The organism is Serratia marcescens subsp. marcescens ATCC 13880 (assembly GCF_017299535.1).
Classification (GTDB): Bacteria; Pseudomonadota; Gammaproteobacteria; order Enterobacterales; family Enterobacteriaceae; genus Serratia; species Serratia marcescens.
Genome location: NZ_CP071238.1, coordinates 2,396,203 through 2,414,930, shown reverse-complemented (window position 1 = coordinate 2,414,930; position 18,728 = coordinate 2,396,203). Strand labels below are relative to the sequence as shown.

General features: G+C 60.9%; 16 protein-coding genes. 10 read left to right on the top strand and 6 right to left on the bottom strand.

Going from position 1 to position 18,728, the window contains the following annotated elements; all coding sequences use genetic code 11:
* Nucleotides 1-2: 2 nt before the first annotated feature.
* The 4 genes from J0F90_RS11605 to J0F90_RS11590 form a co-directional block, all read right to left on the bottom strand.
* Nucleotides 3-3,572: a molybdopterin cofactor-binding domain-containing protein gene (locus tag J0F90_RS11605; RefSeq protein ID WP_033640420.1), complete on the bottom strand. Its 3,570-nt coding sequence runs from the start codon at nucleotides 3,570-3,572 to the stop codon at nucleotides 3-5.
* Nucleotides 3,565-4,107 (bottom strand): (2Fe-2S)-binding protein, encoded by a 543-nt coding sequence (locus J0F90_RS11600; protein WP_033640422.1) that lies wholly within the window; start codon nucleotides 4,105-4,107, stop codon nucleotides 3,565-3,567. The genes J0F90_RS11605 and J0F90_RS11600 overlap by 8 nt, the downstream gene beginning before the upstream one ends.
* Before the next feature lie 85 nt (nucleotides 4,108-4,192).
* Complete coding sequence (locus tag J0F90_RS11595) at nucleotides 4,193-4,666, bottom strand: MarR family winged helix-turn-helix transcriptional regulator (RefSeq protein WP_028128198.1); 474 nt, start codon at nucleotides 4,664-4,666, stop codon at nucleotides 4,193-4,195.
* A gap of 66 nt (nucleotides 4,667-4,732) precedes the next feature.
* Nucleotides 4,733-5,791: a 2,5-dihydroxypyridine 5,6-dioxygenase gene (locus J0F90_RS11590; protein ID WP_025302742.1), complete on the bottom strand. Its 1,059-nt coding sequence runs from the start codon at nucleotides 5,789-5,791 to the stop codon at nucleotides 4,733-4,735.
* A gap of 326 nt (nucleotides 5,792-6,117) precedes the next feature.
* Between J0F90_RS11590 and J0F90_RS11585 the strand changes: the two genes are divergently transcribed.
* The 5 genes from J0F90_RS11585 (at nucleotide 6,118) to J0F90_RS11565 (ending at nucleotide 10,920) form a co-directional block, all read left to right on the top strand.
* Complete coding sequence (locus J0F90_RS11585; protein ID WP_033634195.1) at nucleotides 6,118-7,269, top strand: FAD-dependent monooxygenase; 1,152 nt, start codon at nucleotides 6,118-6,120, stop codon at nucleotides 7,267-7,269.
* The gene (locus J0F90_RS11580; RefSeq protein WP_033640424.1) at nucleotides 7,266-8,060 is read left to right on the top strand and encodes an alpha/beta hydrolase; all 795 of its coding nucleotides are present in this window, start codon (nucleotides 7,266-7,268) and stop codon (nucleotides 8,058-8,060) included. Before J0F90_RS11585 ends, J0F90_RS11580 begins: the two co-directional genes overlap by 4 nt.
* A gap of 15 nt (nucleotides 8,061-8,075) precedes the next feature.
* A complete protein-coding gene (locus J0F90_RS11575; RefSeq protein WP_016927838.1) occupies nucleotides 8,076-8,828 on the top strand; it encodes a maleate cis-trans isomerase family protein in 753 nt (250 codons plus the stop codon).
* Between the two features lie 9 nt (nucleotides 8,829-8,837).
* Nucleotides 8,838-9,467, top strand: a complete 630-nt coding sequence (locus J0F90_RS11570) for an N-carbamoylsarcosine amidohydrolase (protein WP_016927839.1) — start codon at nucleotides 8,838-8,840, stop codon at nucleotides 9,465-9,467.
* Between the two features lie 142 nt (nucleotides 9,468-9,609).
* Complete coding sequence (locus J0F90_RS11565) at nucleotides 9,610-10,920, top strand: MFS transporter (protein WP_016927840.1); 1,311 nt, start codon at nucleotides 9,610-9,612, stop codon at nucleotides 10,918-10,920.
* Nucleotides 10,921-11,045: 125 nt separating this feature from the next.
* Here the strand turns inward: J0F90_RS11565 and J0F90_RS11560 are convergent, their stop codons facing one another.
* Nucleotides 11,046-12,461 carry an aldehyde dehydrogenase family protein gene (locus J0F90_RS11560; RefSeq protein WP_033640426.1) on the bottom strand — a complete coding sequence of 472 codons (1,416 nt, stop codon included), beginning with the start codon at nucleotides 12,459-12,461 and terminating at the stop codon, nucleotides 11,046-11,048.
* A 105-nt stretch (nucleotides 12,462-12,566) separates the two neighbouring features.
* On the opposite strand from J0F90_RS11560, the gene J0F90_RS11555 reads away from it, so the two are divergent.
* Nucleotides 12,567-13,463 carry a LysR family transcriptional regulator gene (locus tag J0F90_RS11555; RefSeq protein WP_025302737.1) on the top strand — a complete coding sequence of 299 codons (897 nt, stop codon included), beginning with the start codon at nucleotides 12,567-12,569 and terminating at the stop codon, nucleotides 13,461-13,463.
* 108 nt (nucleotides 13,464-13,571) lie between these two features.
* Here J0F90_RS11555 and dcp read toward each other — a convergent pair whose 3' ends face one another.
* Nucleotides 13,572-15,773 carry a peptidyl-dipeptidase Dcp gene (gene dcp / locus J0F90_RS11550; protein ID WP_033640427.1) on the bottom strand — a complete coding sequence of 734 codons (2,202 nt, stop codon included), beginning with the start codon at nucleotides 15,771-15,773 and terminating at the stop codon, nucleotides 13,572-13,574.
* Nucleotides 15,774-16,088: 315 nt separating this feature from the next.
* On the opposite strand from dcp, the gene J0F90_RS11545 reads away from it, so the two are divergent.
* The 4 genes from J0F90_RS11545 to J0F90_RS11535 all read left to right on the top strand — a co-directional run bounded on the left by J0F90_RS11545 (nucleotide 16,089) and on the right by J0F90_RS11535 (nucleotide 18,720).
* Complete coding sequence (locus tag J0F90_RS11545) at nucleotides 16,089-16,364, top strand: hypothetical protein (RefSeq protein ID WP_126186697.1); 276 nt, start codon at nucleotides 16,089-16,091, stop codon at nucleotides 16,362-16,364.
* Complete coding sequence (locus J0F90_RS24920; protein WP_125460888.1) at nucleotides 16,361-16,648, top strand: E492 group microcin; 288 nt, start codon at nucleotides 16,361-16,363, stop codon at nucleotides 16,646-16,648. Before J0F90_RS11545 ends, J0F90_RS24920 begins: the two co-directional genes overlap by 4 nt.
* Nucleotides 16,649-16,725: 77 nt before the next feature.
* Nucleotides 16,726-18,252: a hypothetical protein gene (locus J0F90_RS11540; RefSeq protein WP_050072187.1), complete on the top strand. Its 1,527-nt coding sequence runs from the start codon at nucleotides 16,726-16,728 to the stop codon at nucleotides 18,250-18,252.
* A gap of 18 nt (nucleotides 18,253-18,270) precedes the next feature.
* The gene (locus tag J0F90_RS11535; RefSeq protein ID WP_025302733.1) at nucleotides 18,271-18,720 is read left to right on the top strand and encodes a toxin-activating lysine-acyltransferase; all 450 of its coding nucleotides are present in this window, start codon (nucleotides 18,271-18,273) and stop codon (nucleotides 18,718-18,720) included.
* The last annotated feature ends 8 nt before the right edge of the window (nucleotides 18,721-18,728 follow it).

The following is an 18,728-nucleotide window of genomic DNA, read 5'->3' as shown; positions in this document are numbered from 1 at the left end:
GCTCAGTGCGTGCCCGGCTCTGCGCGCAGCCGCGCCACCTGAGCCTCCACGTCGCGCCAGGCCGGTTTGTCGCCGGCATAGCGTTGGCGCAGATAATTCACCAACGCCGTCACCTGCCGATCGGAAAAGCTGTCCTTAAAGCCCGGCATAAAGCCCAATTCGGCGGTGGCCGGTTTGGGGATCCCTTGCAGGATCACCTTGATCAGGTTATCGGGGCGATCGCTGAAGATATTGGTGTTATTGGCCAGATCCGGGCTGACGCCGAACAGCTGCGGTCCGCCGGCGGCGGCGCTGTGGCAGGCCTGGCAAGCGCCCTGAAACAACCGCTCGCCCGCCAGTTGACCCGCAGGCAACGCGCGGGCCGCCAACTGCGCCTGCGGTTCCACATTCAGCGTCGCCTTGGCGCTCAACGACATCACATAGTTGGCCATCGCCCGCAGATCGCTCTGCGGCAACGTCGCCAGTTCGCTGACCACCGGCCCCATCGGCCCGGCCGCCACGCCGTGCTCGGCGGAATGCCCGCTGCGCAAGTACTGAAACAGCTGTTCCTCGGTCCAGGGTTTGTCCGCGTTGGCCAATTGATTCAGCGCCGGCGCTTCCCACCCGTCCACCATCCCCCCCGCCAGGAAAGCCGCGCCGCCCTTTTCCGCCCCCAGCAGATTGCGCGGCGAATGGCAGGCGGCGCAGTGACCGAGCCCATTGACCAGATAGGCGCCGCGGTTCCACTGCGCGCTTTGTTGCGGATCGGGTTGATATTCTCCCTGGCGCAGGAACAGCGCGTTCCAGCCCGCCATCAGCGGCCGCAGGTTAAACGGGAAGCGCATCTGATTGGCCGGATTGCTCTGGCGCACCGCCGGTTGCGACATCAGATAAGCGTACAGCGCCTGCATGTCGCCGTCGGTCATTTTACTGAAGGCGGTGTAAGGAAATGCCGGATAGAGGTGGCGGCCGTCGCGGGCGATGCCCTGACGCATCGCCCGATCGAATGCGGTAAACGACCAGTTGCCGATGCCGGTTGCCACGTCCGGGGTAATGTTGGTGCTGTAGAGCGTGCCGAACGGCGTCGCCATCGCCAACCCGCCGGCGTTGGTCGCCCCTTCCGACGCGGTATGGCAAACCGCGCAGTCTCCGGCGGCGGCCAATTGACGGCCGCGCTCCAGCGTGGCGGCCGACCAGGTGCCGGCGCCGGGCGTCGCCACCGGCGCGATCTCCGCCCGCCACGGCAAGGCGCTGCCGGCGATGCCCAGCACCGCGCCGAACAGCCCCGCCGCGCCGCCGAACCACCATTTGCCGCGCTTCTTTTTCTTGGGCGGCGCGGCCTGCCGCTCGGCGTCCGGCCCGTTCAGCGCCTCTCGCAGCTTGTCCGAGGTGATCGGCAGCTCGCGAAAACGAATGCCGGTGGCGTCGAACACCGCGTTGGCGATGGCCGCCGCGCTGGGCACCGACGCCGACTCCCCGGCGCCCAGCGGCGGATCGTAAGGGCGCGGCATCATCACCACGTCCACCTCCGGCACCTCCGGGAAGGTCAGGATCGGGTAAGCCCCCCACTCTTTGGCGGAGACCGTCGATTCCTCAAAGGTCACGCGCTCTTTCAATACCCGGCTGGTCGATTGCAATACGTTGCCGTGAATTTGGTGGCGCACGCCGTCCGGGTTAACCATCATGCCCGCGTCGTGGCCGACCACGATGCGCGTTACCGCCACTTCGCCGCTGGCTTTGTCGATCGCCACGTCGGCCACCCAGGCGGCCCAGGCCGCGCCAAAGCCAGGAAACTTGCTGTGGATGTAACGGGCGTAGGCAAAGCCGCGCCCGCGCAGCACGCCGTCTTCCGCCGGGGTCTGCATCGGTTCGGTATGCGGCGTCCAGCCGGCGCGTTCTGCGGTGCTGCGCATCAGTTCACTGGCGCGTTCATCATGGATGTAGCGCAGCCGATACTCCAGCGGATCGACGCCGGCGGCGTGGGCCAGCTCATCGATATAAGACTCGTGGGCGAAGGTGTTGGGCAAGGCGGAAACGCCGCGCATCCAGGAGGCGCGCACGATCGGCGCCATGTCCTCGATGCTGACGCGCAGCGCCGGATACTCATAAGGCGGCACCGAGGTGCGGTCGCCCATTTCATAGGCCACAGGCAGCGGCTCGACTCGGCCGGTCAGCAACAGCGCCAGCGTCGGCGCGCCGTTGGAAGGATAATAGGTGCGAAAATCGTAGGCGACCGGGTGCCCGGCGGCGTCCAGCCCGCCGTCCACCTCCATCAGCTGCGCCGTGCCCTTCGGTTCCCACACATGCTCTTGCTCGCGGGTCAGCTGCACCCGCACCGGCCGGCCCACCGCGCGCGACAGCAGCGCCGCGTCGGCGCAGACGTCATCGGCGCAATTGCGGCCATAGCAGCCGGCCGCCTCCATGCGAACGATCTCGATCTGCGCTTCCGGGTACTCCAGCAGCCAGGCCAGATCGGCGCGCAGCAGGTGCGGGTTCTGGCTGCCTGACCAGACCTGCAGACGCTCCGGCCGGTAGTCCGCCAGCGCGCAGGAAGGGCCAATCGAGGCATGAAGCTGATACGGCCACAGGTAGCTGCGGGTGAAACGCCTGTCAGCCGCCGCCAGCGCCGCGTCCACGTCGCCGGTATCGTGCACCACCCGGGTCGAATGCGGGTTGTCGCGCAGCGCCTGCGCCACGTCGGTCATCTGCGGCAAATTGCGGCGCCAGTCTTTCCAGCTGACCTGCAGCGCCTGCGCCGCCTTAATCGCCTGCTCTTCGCGCTCGGCGACAATGCCGATGAAATCGCCGATCACCACCAGTTTGACGATGCCGGGAATATGCGCGATCGAGGTTTCGTCCACCGCCAGCAGACTGGTGCCGACGAATTCGCCGCTGTCGTACCCGGCATAGGGCGGCCGCACCACCCGGCCATGCAGCATGTTCGGCAGGCGCATATCGTGTACGTAGGTGGTTTCGCCGGTCGCCTTGGCCGGAATATCGACGCGCGCGGCGCTGGTGCCCACCAGGCGATATTCCGCCTGCGGTTTCAGCGGCGCGTCGCCGGAAATCGGCAGTTCGACATGGTCGCCGGCCACCAGCTCGGCGTAGCTGAGCGCCTGCCCCTGCGGGCTGCGGATCACGCCCTCTTCCAGCGTCAGCTGTTCCACCGGCGCATCGAAGCGCTGCGCCGCCTGGCGCAACAGCCAACGGCGCGCCTCGGCGGCGGCGTTGCGCAGCGGCACGGCGGAGATCTGCAGCGTGGCGCTGGCGATGGTGGCGCCCTGATTCGGCGCGCGTTCGGTATCGCCCAACACCATTTGCACCTGATCCATGCGCAGGTACAGCTCTTCGGCGACGATCTGCCCGAGCGCGGTGCGCACGCCGGTGCCGAGATCGACATGGCCGTTAAAGGCATAGATTTCGCCGCTGCCGCACAGGGCGATAAACAGCCCCTGCTCTTTGGGCTTCAGCACCGGCGTTTGCCCCTTGGGCACCAGCCCCGGCGGCGGTTGCACGCTGTCGACGATCAGCAGCACGCCGTCGCGCTGCAGCAAGTCGGCCTGGCTCGGCGATGGGACACGGGAATCAGTCATGGGCGTGGGCGTCCTCATCGCGGCAGAGAATGATGGCGCGCTGAACCGCACGCAGGATTTCGAGATGGGTGCCGCAGCGGCACAGGTTGCCGGACAGCGCCTGACGGATCTCCGCCTCGCTCGGGGCGGGATTGCGATCCAACAGGGCTTTGGTGGTCATGATCATGCCATTGAGACAGTAGCCGCATTGCGCCGCCTGCTCTTCGATAAAGGCACGCTGCACCGGGTGCGGGCGCTGGCGATCGCCAAGGCCTTCCAGGGTCACGATCGCCCGGCCGGACACGCCGAGCGCCGGGATCACGCAGGAGCGCGCCGCCACGCCGTCGATCAGCACGGTGCACGCGCCGCATTCGCCCAGGCCGCAGCCGTATTTCGGGCCGTTGAGCGCCAGATCGTTGCGCAGTACCAGCAAGAGCGGCGTATCCGCCATCACCTGCGCATGAAGCTGTTCGCCGTTCACCGACAGCATCAGCGGATGCTCCGTCAGCGTGGTTTTCGCGCCGTCCCTGGGCGATTGCACTTCAGATATCGCCATTGTTCGCGTCTCCGCCTGCACGTGATGATCTTATGGGCTGGCCTCTCGCCGCCGACCACCAGGCAACCGACGTTGCGCGGGCGAATCAGCCGGTGGCAGGTTCTTCCAGCATTTTATTCAGCAGGAATATCAGTGCTATCCGTTCGGCCGGGTTCAGCGTACCGAACGTCAGTTCTGTGATTTTCGCCGCCTGCGGCACCGTTTCCGCCAGCAGCGCGCCGCCGGCGTCGGTGAGGCCGACCACCACCTTGCGCCGATCGATCGGATCCGGCGTCACCGTGATCAGATCGCGCGCCTTCAGCCGTTCGACGATGCCGCGGATGGTGGCCTGATCCACCGCCGTCACCTGCACCAGCTCGGTCAGCGAGCTCGGCCCCATATCGCGCACCGCGCACAGGGTGATGAACTGCACCGCCGTCAGCTGCGAATCGCCGACGTTTTGCTGGAAAATCGCCACGTGGCGCTGATAAACCTTGCGCAGCAGGTGCCCGACTTGCTCGGTAAAATGATAATTTTCGGGTTGGCCGCTCACGGCTGACGGGTATTCGGGGGGCGTCATTGCGTTACTCTCACCATCTATGGAATCCACGAGAATAGTACAAACCCCCGCCGTTGGCAGCAACGATTACGCCCGGCGCACGCGCGACGCCTCCGGCGCCACCACTTCACCGTCCGCCACCACCGTTTGCCCGTCGAGGCGAATGTCGCAGCGGCGCAGCGCGATATCCATATGGCAAGGCGTTTTGCGCGTGCCGCCCACTTCGGTGTTCGGCCCGGTGGAGAACAGGAAGTTGCCGTAGAACGCGCGCGCGTCCATGCACATGCCGTCGTTCTTGTCGTGCAGGCCCATCGCCGTCCACTGGGCGCGCGGCTGCAGACCCCAGCCGATGTGCGAGATGCCGTACACCTCCGGATCGTCGAAATATTTCATGTATTCGCGCAGGTATTCCGCCTCAAAGCCGCCGTGAATGCGAGTGACGAACCCTTGTTCGATCTCCAGCGTGATGCGTTCGCGCGCATAGCTTTTGAACGGCAGCAAGATATCGCCGACCTCCAGCACCAGCACCCCTTCCGCCTGCTCCTCATTCGGCCAGGTGAACAGGAAACCGCTCGGCCAGTGATCCCAGCGCCCCGGTTCATCGGCATAGCCGTACTCGGTCACCGTCGGGTATTGCCCGAGCGGCGCGCGGAAATCGCTGCCGGCGGCGGAGGTCACCTGCATCAGCTTCGCCTGCTCCAGCACGGCGGCGGCGGCCAGCACCCGCGCCTTGTCCTCCGCGTTGGGCAACATGCGCGCCAGCACCTCCGGCGGCTCCACCGCCAGCAGGATGCGGGTGCCGGTTTTCAGGATCTGTTCCTGCTCCGGCGAATGCAGCAGCATCATGGTATCGACGATCAGGTCGGCGGCCTCCAGCGCACGCTGCGCCGCCAGATTGCCGGTCAGCGCGGTATCGCCGCAATAGGCGGTCATGTCGTTGCCCATCGCTCGCGGATGGTTGAACGCCGGCAGTTCGACGGCATACACCTTGGCGCCCAGCCGCAGCGCCGCGTCGGTCGCGGCGCGCACCGTGCGCGCATCGGAATAATGGCTTTTCAAAATCGCCACGCTCTGCGAAGCATCGACCTTCGACAGCGTAAGCACCTGCTCGAACAGCTGTACCAACTGGGTTTCATTGACCGCCATGGCCTGTCTCCTGTCTCGTCAAGGGTGACCGACGCCCGCAAGGCGGCGGTGGTTTTTCAAACAATTTAAAGTGAACACACTCATTTCATCTAAGTCAAAAAAGCAAAGGAAAGCAAGCTGCGAATATCCACCATAAGAAAGTCCTATTTCATCCCGCATCAATCCTGTGATTAACATGAGTTTAACAGTAACACGCTGTCAATTAGCGTGAGCGAGATCTGATTTAACACTTTTGCAACTTTGCGTTATCTAGCGCATACACTATAAATCGATCGTCCAGCCACGCGTTGGGCCTACGCTGAAAAAAGCCAACAGACAGGGGAAACATGATGAGCAAACAACCACGCATCGCCGTCGTCGGCGCCGGGCTGGGGGGCGCCGCCGCCGCCGGGCTGCTGCAAAAAGCCGGCTTTACCGTCGATCTGTATGAACAGAGCCCGGCGTTCTCACGCCTCGGCGCGGGCATTCACATGGGGCCGAACGTACTGAAAATTTTCCGCCGCCTCGGTATTGAGCAACGGTTGGAGCAGATGGCGTCTCATCCCGATTTCTGGTTCAGCCGCGACGCCGAAAGCGGCGACTACCTGTCGCGCATCGAACTGGGCGCCTTCGCCCGCCGGGAGTACGGCGCCGCCTATGTGACGGTGCACCGCGGCGATTTGCAGGCGTTGCAGCTCTCCGCGCTGCAGCCCGGCACCCTGCACTTCGGCAAGTGCCTGAGCAAGATAGAAGATCGCGGTGACGAGGTGGTGCTGAACTTCGTCGACGGCACCTCGGCCCACGCCGATATCGTGATCGGCGCCGATGGCATCAACTCGCGCATTCGCGAGCACCTGCTGGGCGCGGAAGCGCCGACCTACAGCGGCTGGGTGGCCCACCGCGCGCTGATCCGCGGCGAGAAGCTGGCGAAATACAACCTGACGTTCGAAGACTGCGTGAAGTGGTGGTCGGCGGACCGCCATCTGATGGTCTACTACACCACCCAACGGCGCGACGAGTATTACTACGTCAGCGGCGTGCCGCACCCGGCCTGGGATTTCCAGGGCAGCTTCATCGACAGCAGCCGCGAAGAGATGTTCGAGACCTTCGCCGGCTACCACCCGATCGTGCAGGCGCTGATCGAATCCAGCGAACAGGTCACCAAATGGCCATTGCTGAACCGCAAACCGCTGCCGCTGTGGAGCGAAGGCCGTCTGGTGCTGCTCGGCGACGCCTGCCATCCGATGAAACCGCACATGGCGCAGGGCGCGGCGATGGCGATCGAAGACGCCGCCATGCTGACCCGCTGCCTGCAGGAAACCGGCCTCAGCGACTACCGCACCGCTTTCCAGCTGTATGAAGCCAACCGCAAGGAGCGCGCATCCAGGGTGCAGGCGGTGTCCAACGCCAACACCTTCCTGCGCACCCAGGAAGATCCGGCCTGGGTTTACGGCTATGACCTGTACGCGCAAGCGCTGAAATCGGAGAACGCCGCATGAGCACCTTCCTCTACGGCGCCCACGTTCACGCCAACGACATTCGCCAACACTATCTGCGCTACGGCGGCCACGGCCCGGCGCTGATCCTGGTCCCCGGCATCACCAGCCCGGCGATCACCTGGGGCTTCGTCGCCGAGCGGCTGGGGGAAAAATACGACGTCTACGTGCTCGACGTGCGCGGCCGCGGTTTGTCGTCCAGCGGCCCGGAACTGGCTTATGACGCAGAGACCTGCGCACAGGACGTCAACGCCTTCGCCGCCGCGCTGAACCTGGACAGTTACGCCCTGCTCGGCCATTCGATGGGCGCCCGCTTCGCCCTGCGCGCCGCCGTTTTGCGGCCCGCCGGCGTGCGGCGGCTGGTGCTGGTCGATCCGCCGGTTTCCGGCCCCGGCCGCCGCGCCTATCCCGGCCAATGGCCGTGGTACGCCGACTCCATCCGGCAGTCGCTGCCGGGCATGAGCGCCGAGCAGATGCGCGCCTTTTGCCCAACCTGGAGCGAAGAACAGCGCCAGCTGCGCGCCGAGTGGCTGCATACCTGCTACGAGCCGGCGATCCAACGCGCCTACGACGATTTTCATCAGGTGGACAGCCACCGCGACTACCCGCAGCTGACCATGCCGACGCTGTTGATGGCCGCGGGCAAAGGCGGCGTCATTCAGCCCGAAGACCGGGCGGAGATCCGCGCGCTGCAGCCGGAGATCGCCATCGTCGAGGTCGAGAACGCCGGACACATGATCCCGTGGGACGATTTCGACGGCTTCTTCCGCGCCCTGGGCGATTTTCTGGATTAACTGAGGAACACCGACATGAGCAACCACTACCGCATCGGCCAGATCGTGCCCAGCTCCAACACCACGATGGAAACCGAGATCCCGGCGATGCTGGGCGCGCGCCAGTTGATACGCCCTGAGCGTTTCACCTTTCACTCCAGCCGCATGCGCATGAAACACGTCAATAAAGAAGAATTGGCGGCGATGGACGCCGAGTCCGATCGCTGCGCGCTGGAGCTGTCCGACGCGCGGGTCGACGTGCTCGGCTACGCCTGCCTGGTGGCCATCATGGCGATGGGGCTGGGTTACCACCGCGAATCGCAGGCCCGGCTGGCGCAGGTGACGAAAGACAATCAGGCCGCCGCGCCGGTCATCAGCAGCGCCGGCGCGCTGGTCAACGGCCTGAAGGTGATCGGCGCCAAACGCATCGCGCTGGTGGCGCCCTACATGAAACCGCTGACCCAGCTGGTGGTGGACTACATCCAGCACGAAGGCATCGAGGTCAAGGTATGGCGCGCGCTGGAGATCCCGGACAACCTCGACGTCGGCCGGCACGATCCGGCCAGGCTGCCGGGGATCGTCGCCGAGATGGACTTACGCGAGGTCGATGCTATCGTGCTGTCCGCCTGCGTGCAGATGCCTTCGCTGCCGGCCGTCCCGACGGTGGAGGCCCAAACCGGCAAACCGGTGATCACCGCCGCCATCGCCACCACTTACGCGATGCTGACCGCGCTGGAGCTGGAGCCGATCGTCCCAGGCGCCGGCGCCCTGCTGTCCGGCGCCTATTGAGGAGGCAGAATGAACGACACCCTCAGCGACAACTATCGCGGCGTCTGGGGCCAGCGCATCGGCTTCGGCCGGCGCCCGGCGCTGCTGGCGATCGACTTTATGCAGGCCTACACCACCGAAGGCGCGCCGCTGTTCGCGCCGGGCGTAGTCAGCGCGGTCGAGGAAAGCCGCGAGCTGCTGGCCTGCGCGCGCCGAACGGGAATTCCGGTGATCCACACCCATATCCGCTATCATGCAGGCCATTTTGCCGATGGCGGCCTGTGGGTGAAGAAAGCGCCGGTGATGAAAGACATGGTGGCGGGCAACCCGCTGGCGGCGTTCTGCCCGCCGGTGGCGCCGCTGGCCGATGAGGTGGTGCTGAGCAAGCAATACGCCAGCGCCTTCTTCGGCACCGCGCTGGCGCCGCTGCTGGTGGCGCAAGGGATCGACACGCTGCTGATGATCGGCTGTTCCACCAGCGGCTGCATCCGCGCCAGCGCGGTGGATGCGGTGCAGCACGGCTTTCGCGCCATGGTGGTGCGCGAGTGCGTCGGCGATCGTCACCCCGGCCCGCACGAAGCCAACCTGTTCGACATCGACAGCAAATACGGCGATGTGGTGCACAAACAGGAGGCGCTCGACTACCTGAACCGGTTATGAGTCAACGATTCACCTGCAACGACAATAACGAAGGCGCAGACAGCGCCTCACGCGACCGCCCGAAACAGGGCGGCGCCCATGCAACGCAAACACAACAGGCGCCTCCTGCGGAGGCCAACACGCACCACCTGGAGACAACATCATGGCCATTGTCGACACCCCGCTGGCGGGGAAAGCGGACGCAGAATCGCTGCTGCTGTACCGCAAAATCACCTGGAAACTGATCCCGTTTCTTTGCCTGTGCTACCTGGCAGCCTACCTCGATCGCATCAACGTCGGGCTGGCCAAGCTGCAGATGGCCGACGCGCTGCAGCTGAGCGAAGCGGCCTTTGGTCTGGGCGCCGGGCTGTTCTTCGTCGGCTATATTCTGTTCGAGGTGCCGAGCAACCTGATCCTGCAGCGCGTCGGCGCCAAGATGTGGATCGCCCGCATCATGATCACCTGGGGGTTGCTGTCCACCGCCACCATGTTCGTCACCACGCCGACCCAGTTCTACGTCATTCGCTTTTTGCTCGGCGTGGCGGAGGCCGGTTTCCTGCCCGGCGTGCTCTTTTACCTGACGCTGTGGTTCCCGACCTATCGCCGCGGCCGCATCATCGCGCTGTTCATGATCGGCCTGCCGCTGTCCAGCGTGATCGGCGGGCCGCTCTCCGGCTGGATCATGGGCCATTTCGACATGCGCCACGGGCTGCACGGCTGGCAGTGGCTGTTTCTGCTGGAAGGCATTCCCAGCGTGCTGTTGGGCGTGTTGACCTTCTGGCTGTTGCCTAACACTTATCAGCAGGCCAAGTGGCTTACGCCCGAGGAGAAACAACGCATCGCCGACGATCTGGCGCGTGACGACGCCGAGGCCGATCACGGCAAGCACAGCTTCCGCGACGGCTTCTTCAACCTGAAGGTGTGGATGCTCGGCGGCATCGACTTCGCTATTCTGCTCAGCGCCTACGCCATGGGCTTTTGGATGCCGACCTTCATCAAAACCGCCGGCGTCACCGACATCACCACCATCGGCTATCTGACGGCGATCCCCAGCGTCGCCGCCCTGCTCGGCATGCTGCTGATCGGCAGCAGTTCGGACCGGCTGCGCGAACGGCGCTGGCATATCATCGTGCCGTTTATCATCGGCGCGTTGGCGATGGCCGGCAGCACCTTCTTTACTCACAACGCGCTGGCCACGGTGCTGCTGTTCTCCATCGCCCAGGCGGCGATCATCGGCGCGGTGCCGGTGTTCTTCAGCCTGCCGGCCACCTTCCTGCGCGGCACGGCGGCGGCGACCGGCTTCGCGCTGGCCTGTTCGCTGGCCAACATCGCCGGGCTGGTGAGCAATTCGCTGATGGGGCTGGCGCTGGATCTGACCGGCAAGAGCGGCGGCGCGCTCTGGGCCTTCGCCGGCTGCCTGCTGCTCAGCTCGCTGCTGGTGGTGGCCCTGCCGGCCAAGGTGGTGAACCGCTGAGCGTTAATAGAAAGGGAAAAGGCGCAAGACAATGACAATGATGATAAGGGACCGTTGTCTGCTTTGATTCTTGCGCCGTTTTCTCCCCATAACAGGGCATGTCAATAACGGCGATGGGCTCTGGGTTACCCCACCAACAACGTTTTTGCTTCCAGATAAGCCTGCATCCCCCATTTGCCCATCTCGCGGCCCAGCCCGGACTGTTTGAAACCGCCAAACGGCGCTTTAGGTTCATGATCCAACGTGTTCACCAGAACACGCCCGGAGTCAATCTGCTGCGCCACCCGCACCCCGCGTTCGCGATCGCCGCTTAACACCAGCGCACTCAGCCCGTAGGCGGTGTCGTTGGCGATCGCAAGCGCTTCGGCCTCATTGTCGTAAGGGATGATCACCAGCACCGGACCAAAAATTTCTTCCCGGGCAATGCGCATCCGGTTATTGCCCGCAAATACCGTAGGCTTCACGCACCAGCCTTTATCCATACCCGATGGACGGCCAACGCCGCCAACCAACAATGTCGCCCCTTCTTCCTCGCCCAGGCGTATATAATCCTGCACCCGTTGCCACTGTTTTTGGCTCACCATCGGGCCGATTTCCGTATTTTCATCGCGCGGATCGCCCGACCGGACTTTGCCTACCGCGTCGGCAATCGCCTGTTCAAACTCCGCCTGACGGCTGCGCGGCACCAGAATTCGCGTGCCTGCAATGCAGGCCTGGCCGCTATTCATAAAACCGGCGGCAAGCGCCAAAGGCACGGCCTGCATGACATCCGCATCGTCCAGGATCAGCGTCGGCGATTTACCCCCCAGTTCCAATGTCACCCGTTTCAGCGATTCTGCACCGCTTTCTACGATATGTTTGCCCACCGCCGTGGAACCGGTAAACGAGATCTTGGCAATATCGGGATGTCGATTAATGACCTCACCCACTACCTCGCCTCGCCCGGTGATAATGTTAAATACCCCGGCAGGAATGCCCGCGTCGTGCAACGCTTCGGTGATGACCCGCGTTTGCATCGCGCTCATTTCGCTGGGTTTGATCACCGCGGTGCACCCTGCCGCCATTGCCGTCGCCAGTTTGTTGCAGATAAATCCGGCATCGCTGTTCCAAGGCGTAATCAGCCCGGCGACGCCGACAGGCGTCATGATGACCTGCGCCTTACCCGCCTGTTCCGTAAACTCGAAATTTTCCAGCGCGTCGATCGCCTGAGCTATCGCGTCCGCCGGGTAACTGGCCATCCAGCGCCCACGAATTTTGGGCGCGCCATATTCCATCACGACAGCGTCCATCAGCGCATCTTCACGGGCCATAACCGCTTTGTGCATACGGCGCAATACGGCAAGGCGTTCCGCCTTACTGGTCTTGGACCAGTAAGGAAATGCGGCCTTGGCTGCGGCAATCGCCCGCTCGGCATCCACCTCGTCCGCCAGACGCACAGTGCCAATCACGTCTTCTGTCGCCGGGTTAAACAGCGTGAAGCGTTCTTCACCGTGGGGTGTCACGAATTCACCGTTGATATAAATGCTGTCAATTTTTTGCATGGTGTGCTCCACATGTTCCGATTAGTCAAACGAGTATAGAAACAGATGATCAATACGATAAGTGGGTCTATCCTGTACGAACTGTACCGATAATCGGGATAATCTATGCATCGCAGTGGACTGACAGAGTTGGAAGTCGTGTTGGCCGTAGCGCAGCGACAAAGCTTTCGCGCCGCCGCACGGCAATTAGGCATGTCGGCCACCGCCGTCAGCAATGCGGTGGCCGGGTTGGAAAGCCGCCTGAAAATACGTCTGTTTAACCGTTCGACCCGCAGCGTGGCGCTGACGCCGGCGGGCGCGCGTTATGTAGAACGAATCGCCCCCGCTCTGGCCGAGATTCGGCGTGCATCGGAAGAGATCGCCACCCAGCCCGACGCGCCAACCGGCACGCTGCGCATCAGCGCACCGCAGGAGTGCGTCTCCCTGCTCTACGAACCGTTGATCGAAACGTATTTGCGGCGTTACCCGCAAATGCGGCTCGATATCACCAGCGAATCAAGAATGGTGGACATTGTGGCGGAAGGTTACGACGCGGGGATCCGTTTGGCGGAGTCCGTCCCGCAGGACATGATCGCCGTGGAGCTAACGGGAGATATCCGCATGTTGGTGGTCGCTACACCAGACTATTTTGCTGAACATGGCATACCGCAATCGCCGGAGGATCTGTTACGGCACAAAAGCGTCGGGATGCGTATGTCACACGGAGGGATTTACCATTGGGAATTGGAACGCCACCAGCAGAAACTTCGAGTCAACGTACCGCCGCGCATTGTATTGAATGAAATGCGCGCCATTCATCGTGCCGCATTGAGCGGTGTGGGGATTGCCTTCGTTTCAGATTGGTTTGCCCGTGAAGATATCGCATCAGGCCGCCTTATTAGCGTACTGGACGAATGGTGCCCAGCTTTCGGCGGATTGCGTCTCTATTATCCCGGCAGACGACATGTGCCTCCGGGGCTCAAAGCATTTATCGATTTGGTGCATGAAATTCAGGCCAGGTAGCTTGTCTTCTCCCTGCCGACCAGAAAACGGCACCGCCAAACGTCGGAATGCGACCCGACATTTGGCGTGCCGTTGGTTTATTCACTCTCCTTGTTCATACCCTCGGGATTATTCGTCCTTCAGCCCGCGGTTGATCAGCATCGGTTCAATGCTCGGCTCTTTGCCGCGCCAGTCGATGTACAGCTTCTCCAGATCCTGGCTGTTGCCGCGCGACAGGATCATGTCGCGGAAACGCTGGCCGTTTTCGGCGGTCAGGCCACCGTGCTCGGTGAACCACTGGAAGGCGTCGTCCGCCAGCATTTCCGTCCACAGATAGGCGTAGTAGCCCGCGGCGTAGCCGTTACCCCAGATGTGCTGGAAGTAGCTGGAACGGTAGCGCGGCGGCACATAGCTGAGATCCACCTTGTCTTTTTGCAGCGACTCGGCCTCGAACTTGTCCACGTCCTGCTGCGGCTGATCGGCGGTCAGCATGTGCCAGTGCATGTCCAGCAGCGCGGCGGAGAGCAGCTCGGTCATGCTGTAGCCCTTGTTGAACTTGTCGGCCTTCTTGATCTTGTCGACCAGTTCCTGCGGCATCGCCTCGCCGGTCTGGTAGTGCTTGGCGAAGTGGCTGAACACTTTCGGATCGCTGACCCAGTGCTCGTTGAACTGCGACGGGAACTCGACGAAATCGCGCGCGGTGTTGGTGCCCGACAGGCTCGGGTATTCCTGATCGGCGAACATGCCGTGCAGCGCGTGGCCGAACTCGTGGAACATGGTGATCACGTCGTCATACGACAGCAGCGCCGGCTGCCCCGGCGCCGGTTTGGTGAAGTTGGCGACGTTGTAGATCACCGGCTTGGTGCCGTTGAGCTTCGACTGATCGACGAAGTTGCTCATCCAGGCGCCGCCGCCCTTGTTGTCGCGCTTGAAGTAGTCGGTGTAGAACAGTGCCAGCGATTTGCCGTCCTTGTCGAACACTTCATACACCTTAACGTCCGGCTGGTAGACCGGAATGTCCTTGCGTTCTTTGAAGCTGATGCCGTACAGCAGGTTGGCGGCGTAGAACACGCCGTTGTTCAGCACGTTGTTCAGCTCGAAGTAAGGTTTGATCTGCGATTCGTCCAGATCGTACTTGGCCTTGCGCACCTGTTCAGCATAGAACTGCCAGTCCCAGGCCTGCACCTTGAAGTCGCCTTTCTGCTGATCGATCACCGCCTGAATGTCTTTGGCTTCACGCTCGGCGCGCGCGGTGGCCGCCGGCACGATGTTGCGCATAAAGCTCAAGGCGGCATCCGGCGTTTTGGCCATCTGGTTTTGCAGCTTCCAGGCGGCGTAGTTCGGGTAGCCCAGCAGTTTGGCCTGCTCGGCGCGCACCTTGGCCAGACGGGAAATGGTCTGGCGGGTATCGTTGCCGTCCCCCTTCTCCGCACGCGTCCAGGAGGCGTCGAACAGCGCTTGGCGGGTGCCGCGATCTTTCAGGCTCTGCAGCAGCGGCTGCTGGGTGGTGTTCTGCAGCACCAACAGCCACTGTTTCTCCAGCTTGCGCTCGGCGGCCGCCTGCGCTGCCGCGGCCAGCTCACCTTCGGACAGACCGTCCAGCTTCGCCGGGTCGGTTATCGCCAGCGCGCCGTTTTTGCTCGCCGCCAGCAGTTTGTTGGTGAACTGGGTGCTCAGCGTCGCCGCTTCCTGGTTCAGCGCTTTCAGTTTGGCCTTGTCGGCGTCCGACAGGTTGGCGCCCGCCAGCTCGAAGTTCTTATAGGTGACTTCCACCAGCCGACGCGACTCCGGATCCAGCTTCAGCGCATCGCGATCTTGATAGATGGCCTTGATGCGCGCGAACAGCTTGCCGTTGAGCATGATGTCGTCGTTCAGCGCCGCCAGCTTCGGCGAGGTTTCTTCATCCAGCTTCTGCAGCGCATCGCTGGTATTAGCCGAGGTCATGGCGCCGAACACGTTCATCACCCGCGTCAGCAGCGAACCGGCCTGCTCCAGCGCCACAAAGGTATTCTTGAAGTTGGGCTTGGCCGGGTTGTTGGCGATCTTCTCCACCTCTTCCCGCTTTTGCTTGATGCCCGCGTCGATCGCCGGCGCGTAGTCGCTTTCCTTGATCAGGTTGAACGGCGGCGCCTGGAACGGCAGGCGGCTTTGATAGAAGAACGGATTCTGAGTCTTTTGCTTGTCGTGCTGATTGGCTTCACCGGTCACGGTAGCCTCCTTCGCCTGGCCGCTGGGTAGCGCGCTATGGTCGGCGTGAGGTTGGGTTTCTGCTGCCTGTGCCTGCGAGCCCAGCGCCATGCCGATCGCCAGCACCAATGTGGATAAACGCATCAAATCGAAACTCCTCCATGTTCACGGAATAAGGTCTCGGGGAATGGCTCCCTCAGAGTCATCACCTAGCTTAGGCGCAGTTGGCAGTTTGAGCAAAAACAAGTGATTAGAAGTTAACCGCCTCGCCGACCGCGGCCAAACGCTTCTTTGACATCTTTATTTTTCATCATCGACACATAGTCACAAAAAGTAATCATTTTATGATTAATTAATTCAATACCATGATAAATAAAGAGGAATCATAAAATACCCTGTTGACTTATCAGGTTACCCAATGTAACTTGATGTAAATTTTGATTAATGGAGCTAATCAAATTGTACCTTATAACGGAAATAGTTCTTATTGTCATTTTCATCCTCATTATCAGTGCGATCTATAAAAACGCGAAGAAAAAAGGCGTGCGCACGTACCACATCGTTATGCTGTTCTTGATATTTCCCCTTGCCGTATTTTTAGACTACTGCCTGCAGCGCCAGGCGATCCTTTTGGATACGGCCGCCCTTAAAACCACGGCCAGTTATGGTTTGCCGATGGCGATTATTTTTTCGCTTGTTTTATCTATCACCTCTCGCAAGAAGGAGTTTAAATGAGAGCCTTAACGGAAGTTGAATTGTCATGTATTAACGGATCTGACGGCAACGACTCTTATAATCCGACTTCGCTCATTGTCGGTAGCCTGAGCACAATAGCGAAATTACCCACCCCCGTATCCTTAGCCGTGGGGGTCGGGACGGAAATAGCTATTCAAGCCGCACCACACATGCCGGTTAACGTTGCTATTCCACAGGTTCCTATGGGCCCAACCTGGAATGGCAGTGGCGGTGGCCGCCCTTCACCTTCGTCTTCACTTTCAACACCGGATTCATCAAATTAAAAAACAGTCTTATTATTCCTTGTGCAATAAGGCCGGGATTTAACTTACTCTGCACCAATAAAAATAACGATTAAAAAATGACAAAGCTCGCCATGCTTCACGAAAGCTTGATCCCTTTCGTCGCAAAAAAGACAGGTTCTCAATTACTCTGGCACAATGCATTAAGCCCTGCCGAACAAGACGAACTGAAAAAAGAGACCAGCTATCTCATCGAAGAAAATAATCGCCATGCTATTTTTGATGACGGTACGCCGCGCTTAAACGATGAAAAAGTCTTTTTCGCCGAACGTTATGGCGGCGGCGCTATTTCGCGCAACGGCGGCGGAGCACGCTGTGGCTTTGATGGGCGTTGGCAGGTTAAAGGTATTGGGGCTAATGCGTTAGTCGGTCAAGGGGCAAAGCATGTCGATGGCGAGTTGACGATGACCGGCGCAGTATTGGAGGCATTATGGGGGAACGTCATGGCCAAACTGCTGCCTTACGGTGCCGTGCCCAATAAGGCGATCTTGTTGACCGATAGCCCCTTAGCCGCCATCTCTCCTGAATCGGCGAGAAGTCCCCATAACCGCAAGGCGTTGCTGGTGCGTGAGCCCGTCGTGCGCCCTGCACATTTTTGCCGCGCACCCTACTATCATCCTCATGATGCGATGCAAAGGCAGCCTTCGGATATTCAGCGGGTCGAAAAGCTGATTGTCGCCGCACCGGCTTTTCTGCCTCGTCCCCCGGAGTTTGACGCCGCAAGCTGGTTGGCATTGCCCCAGGAAGAACAAGCATTCTACGGGCTCTGCGAGCTTGCCCGGCGTCTCGCGACGCAGATCGCGTACTGCCGCACCCGGCATTTGGTGATGATGACCTCACCCTCCAATTGCGATATGGCCGGCAGGCTGCTGGACTTTCATGGTGTTCGCAGTGTTTTTCCCGCAGAACGTCGCGATCCCGGACGCAGCTACATTCAACACAACAAGCTCAATGAAGACGCCCCTTTGTTGCTGAGAGGCTTGCAAGATCTCGCTTTTTATTTAGCCAAGCATCAATTCGGCCCGGCATTTCTCGCGGCAGCGCACCAAGGCATCGGTGCGGCCTTCAACATAGCCTATAAACGAGCCTGCCTGCTGGATAATCTCGGTATGGCGGGTTTTGACCCTGCATTTTTACAACGCCTGCCTCTCACCGCCGAGTGGTTCGCCTTAGGCGAACGCTTGCAAAAAATGTTCGATTTGGCTCCCGGCGTCTTTACCCGTCGACAAGGTCTTGGCCTGGGGAATGCTCATCCGGCGATTGCCCTGTTGCACCGGCTCATCGACGCGCCCGTAAGGGTTCCCGCCGAACAACAGGGTACGACCGCGGAGGAGAGATTTTCTCTGGCGTTCCGTCGGTTATACGCGCAATACCTTCAGGAAACATCAGCAGCTCAAACCTCCGCCGGATTACAACTGGCGATGAAGCAGACCGTCACCAGAAGGTTGGGTTCCCGCACGTTCATGCGCCGTGAAGTGATTTTTCAAGAAATTGCCGGCTGGCGCGGCGAAGTCAGCGAGATCACTGAACAATTGCAAACCTATCTCGACCGTTTCGAGCGCCAGGCGATCAACGTATTACAATAATAACGCTGAGGATATTTCGTGAGTTTTATCAAAGAAAACCAGCAGGGTAAAAGTAGGTTCAGTCAATACGAGAGCCTGGGCTTCGCCGTTAACTGTATGTTGATGAATAAAAATTACAGTTTGTACCATATAAAAACGTTGCAGCTATGGACTCAGGAAGCGATTAATCAAAACCAATTTAAAATATTATTCGACCATTTGGATAACCCGATAGGGTATATAACCTGGGCCTACCTGAGAGATGAGACGCTGAGTCGATTTATTAACGATCCGCAGTTTCTTCTCCATAACTCAGAATGGGATGAGGGCGGCACGCTGTGTATTTTAGATTTTTGCTGCAAGCCAGGCAGCGCGCATTTATGTTTGGAACACCTTAAAAGAGTTCACCCCATCGTAGAACGCCGCACGGTTGTGTGGCGCTCCCGCCGAACGGGCAGACTGATGACTGTAAAAAATAAAGAAAAATAATTGTCAGG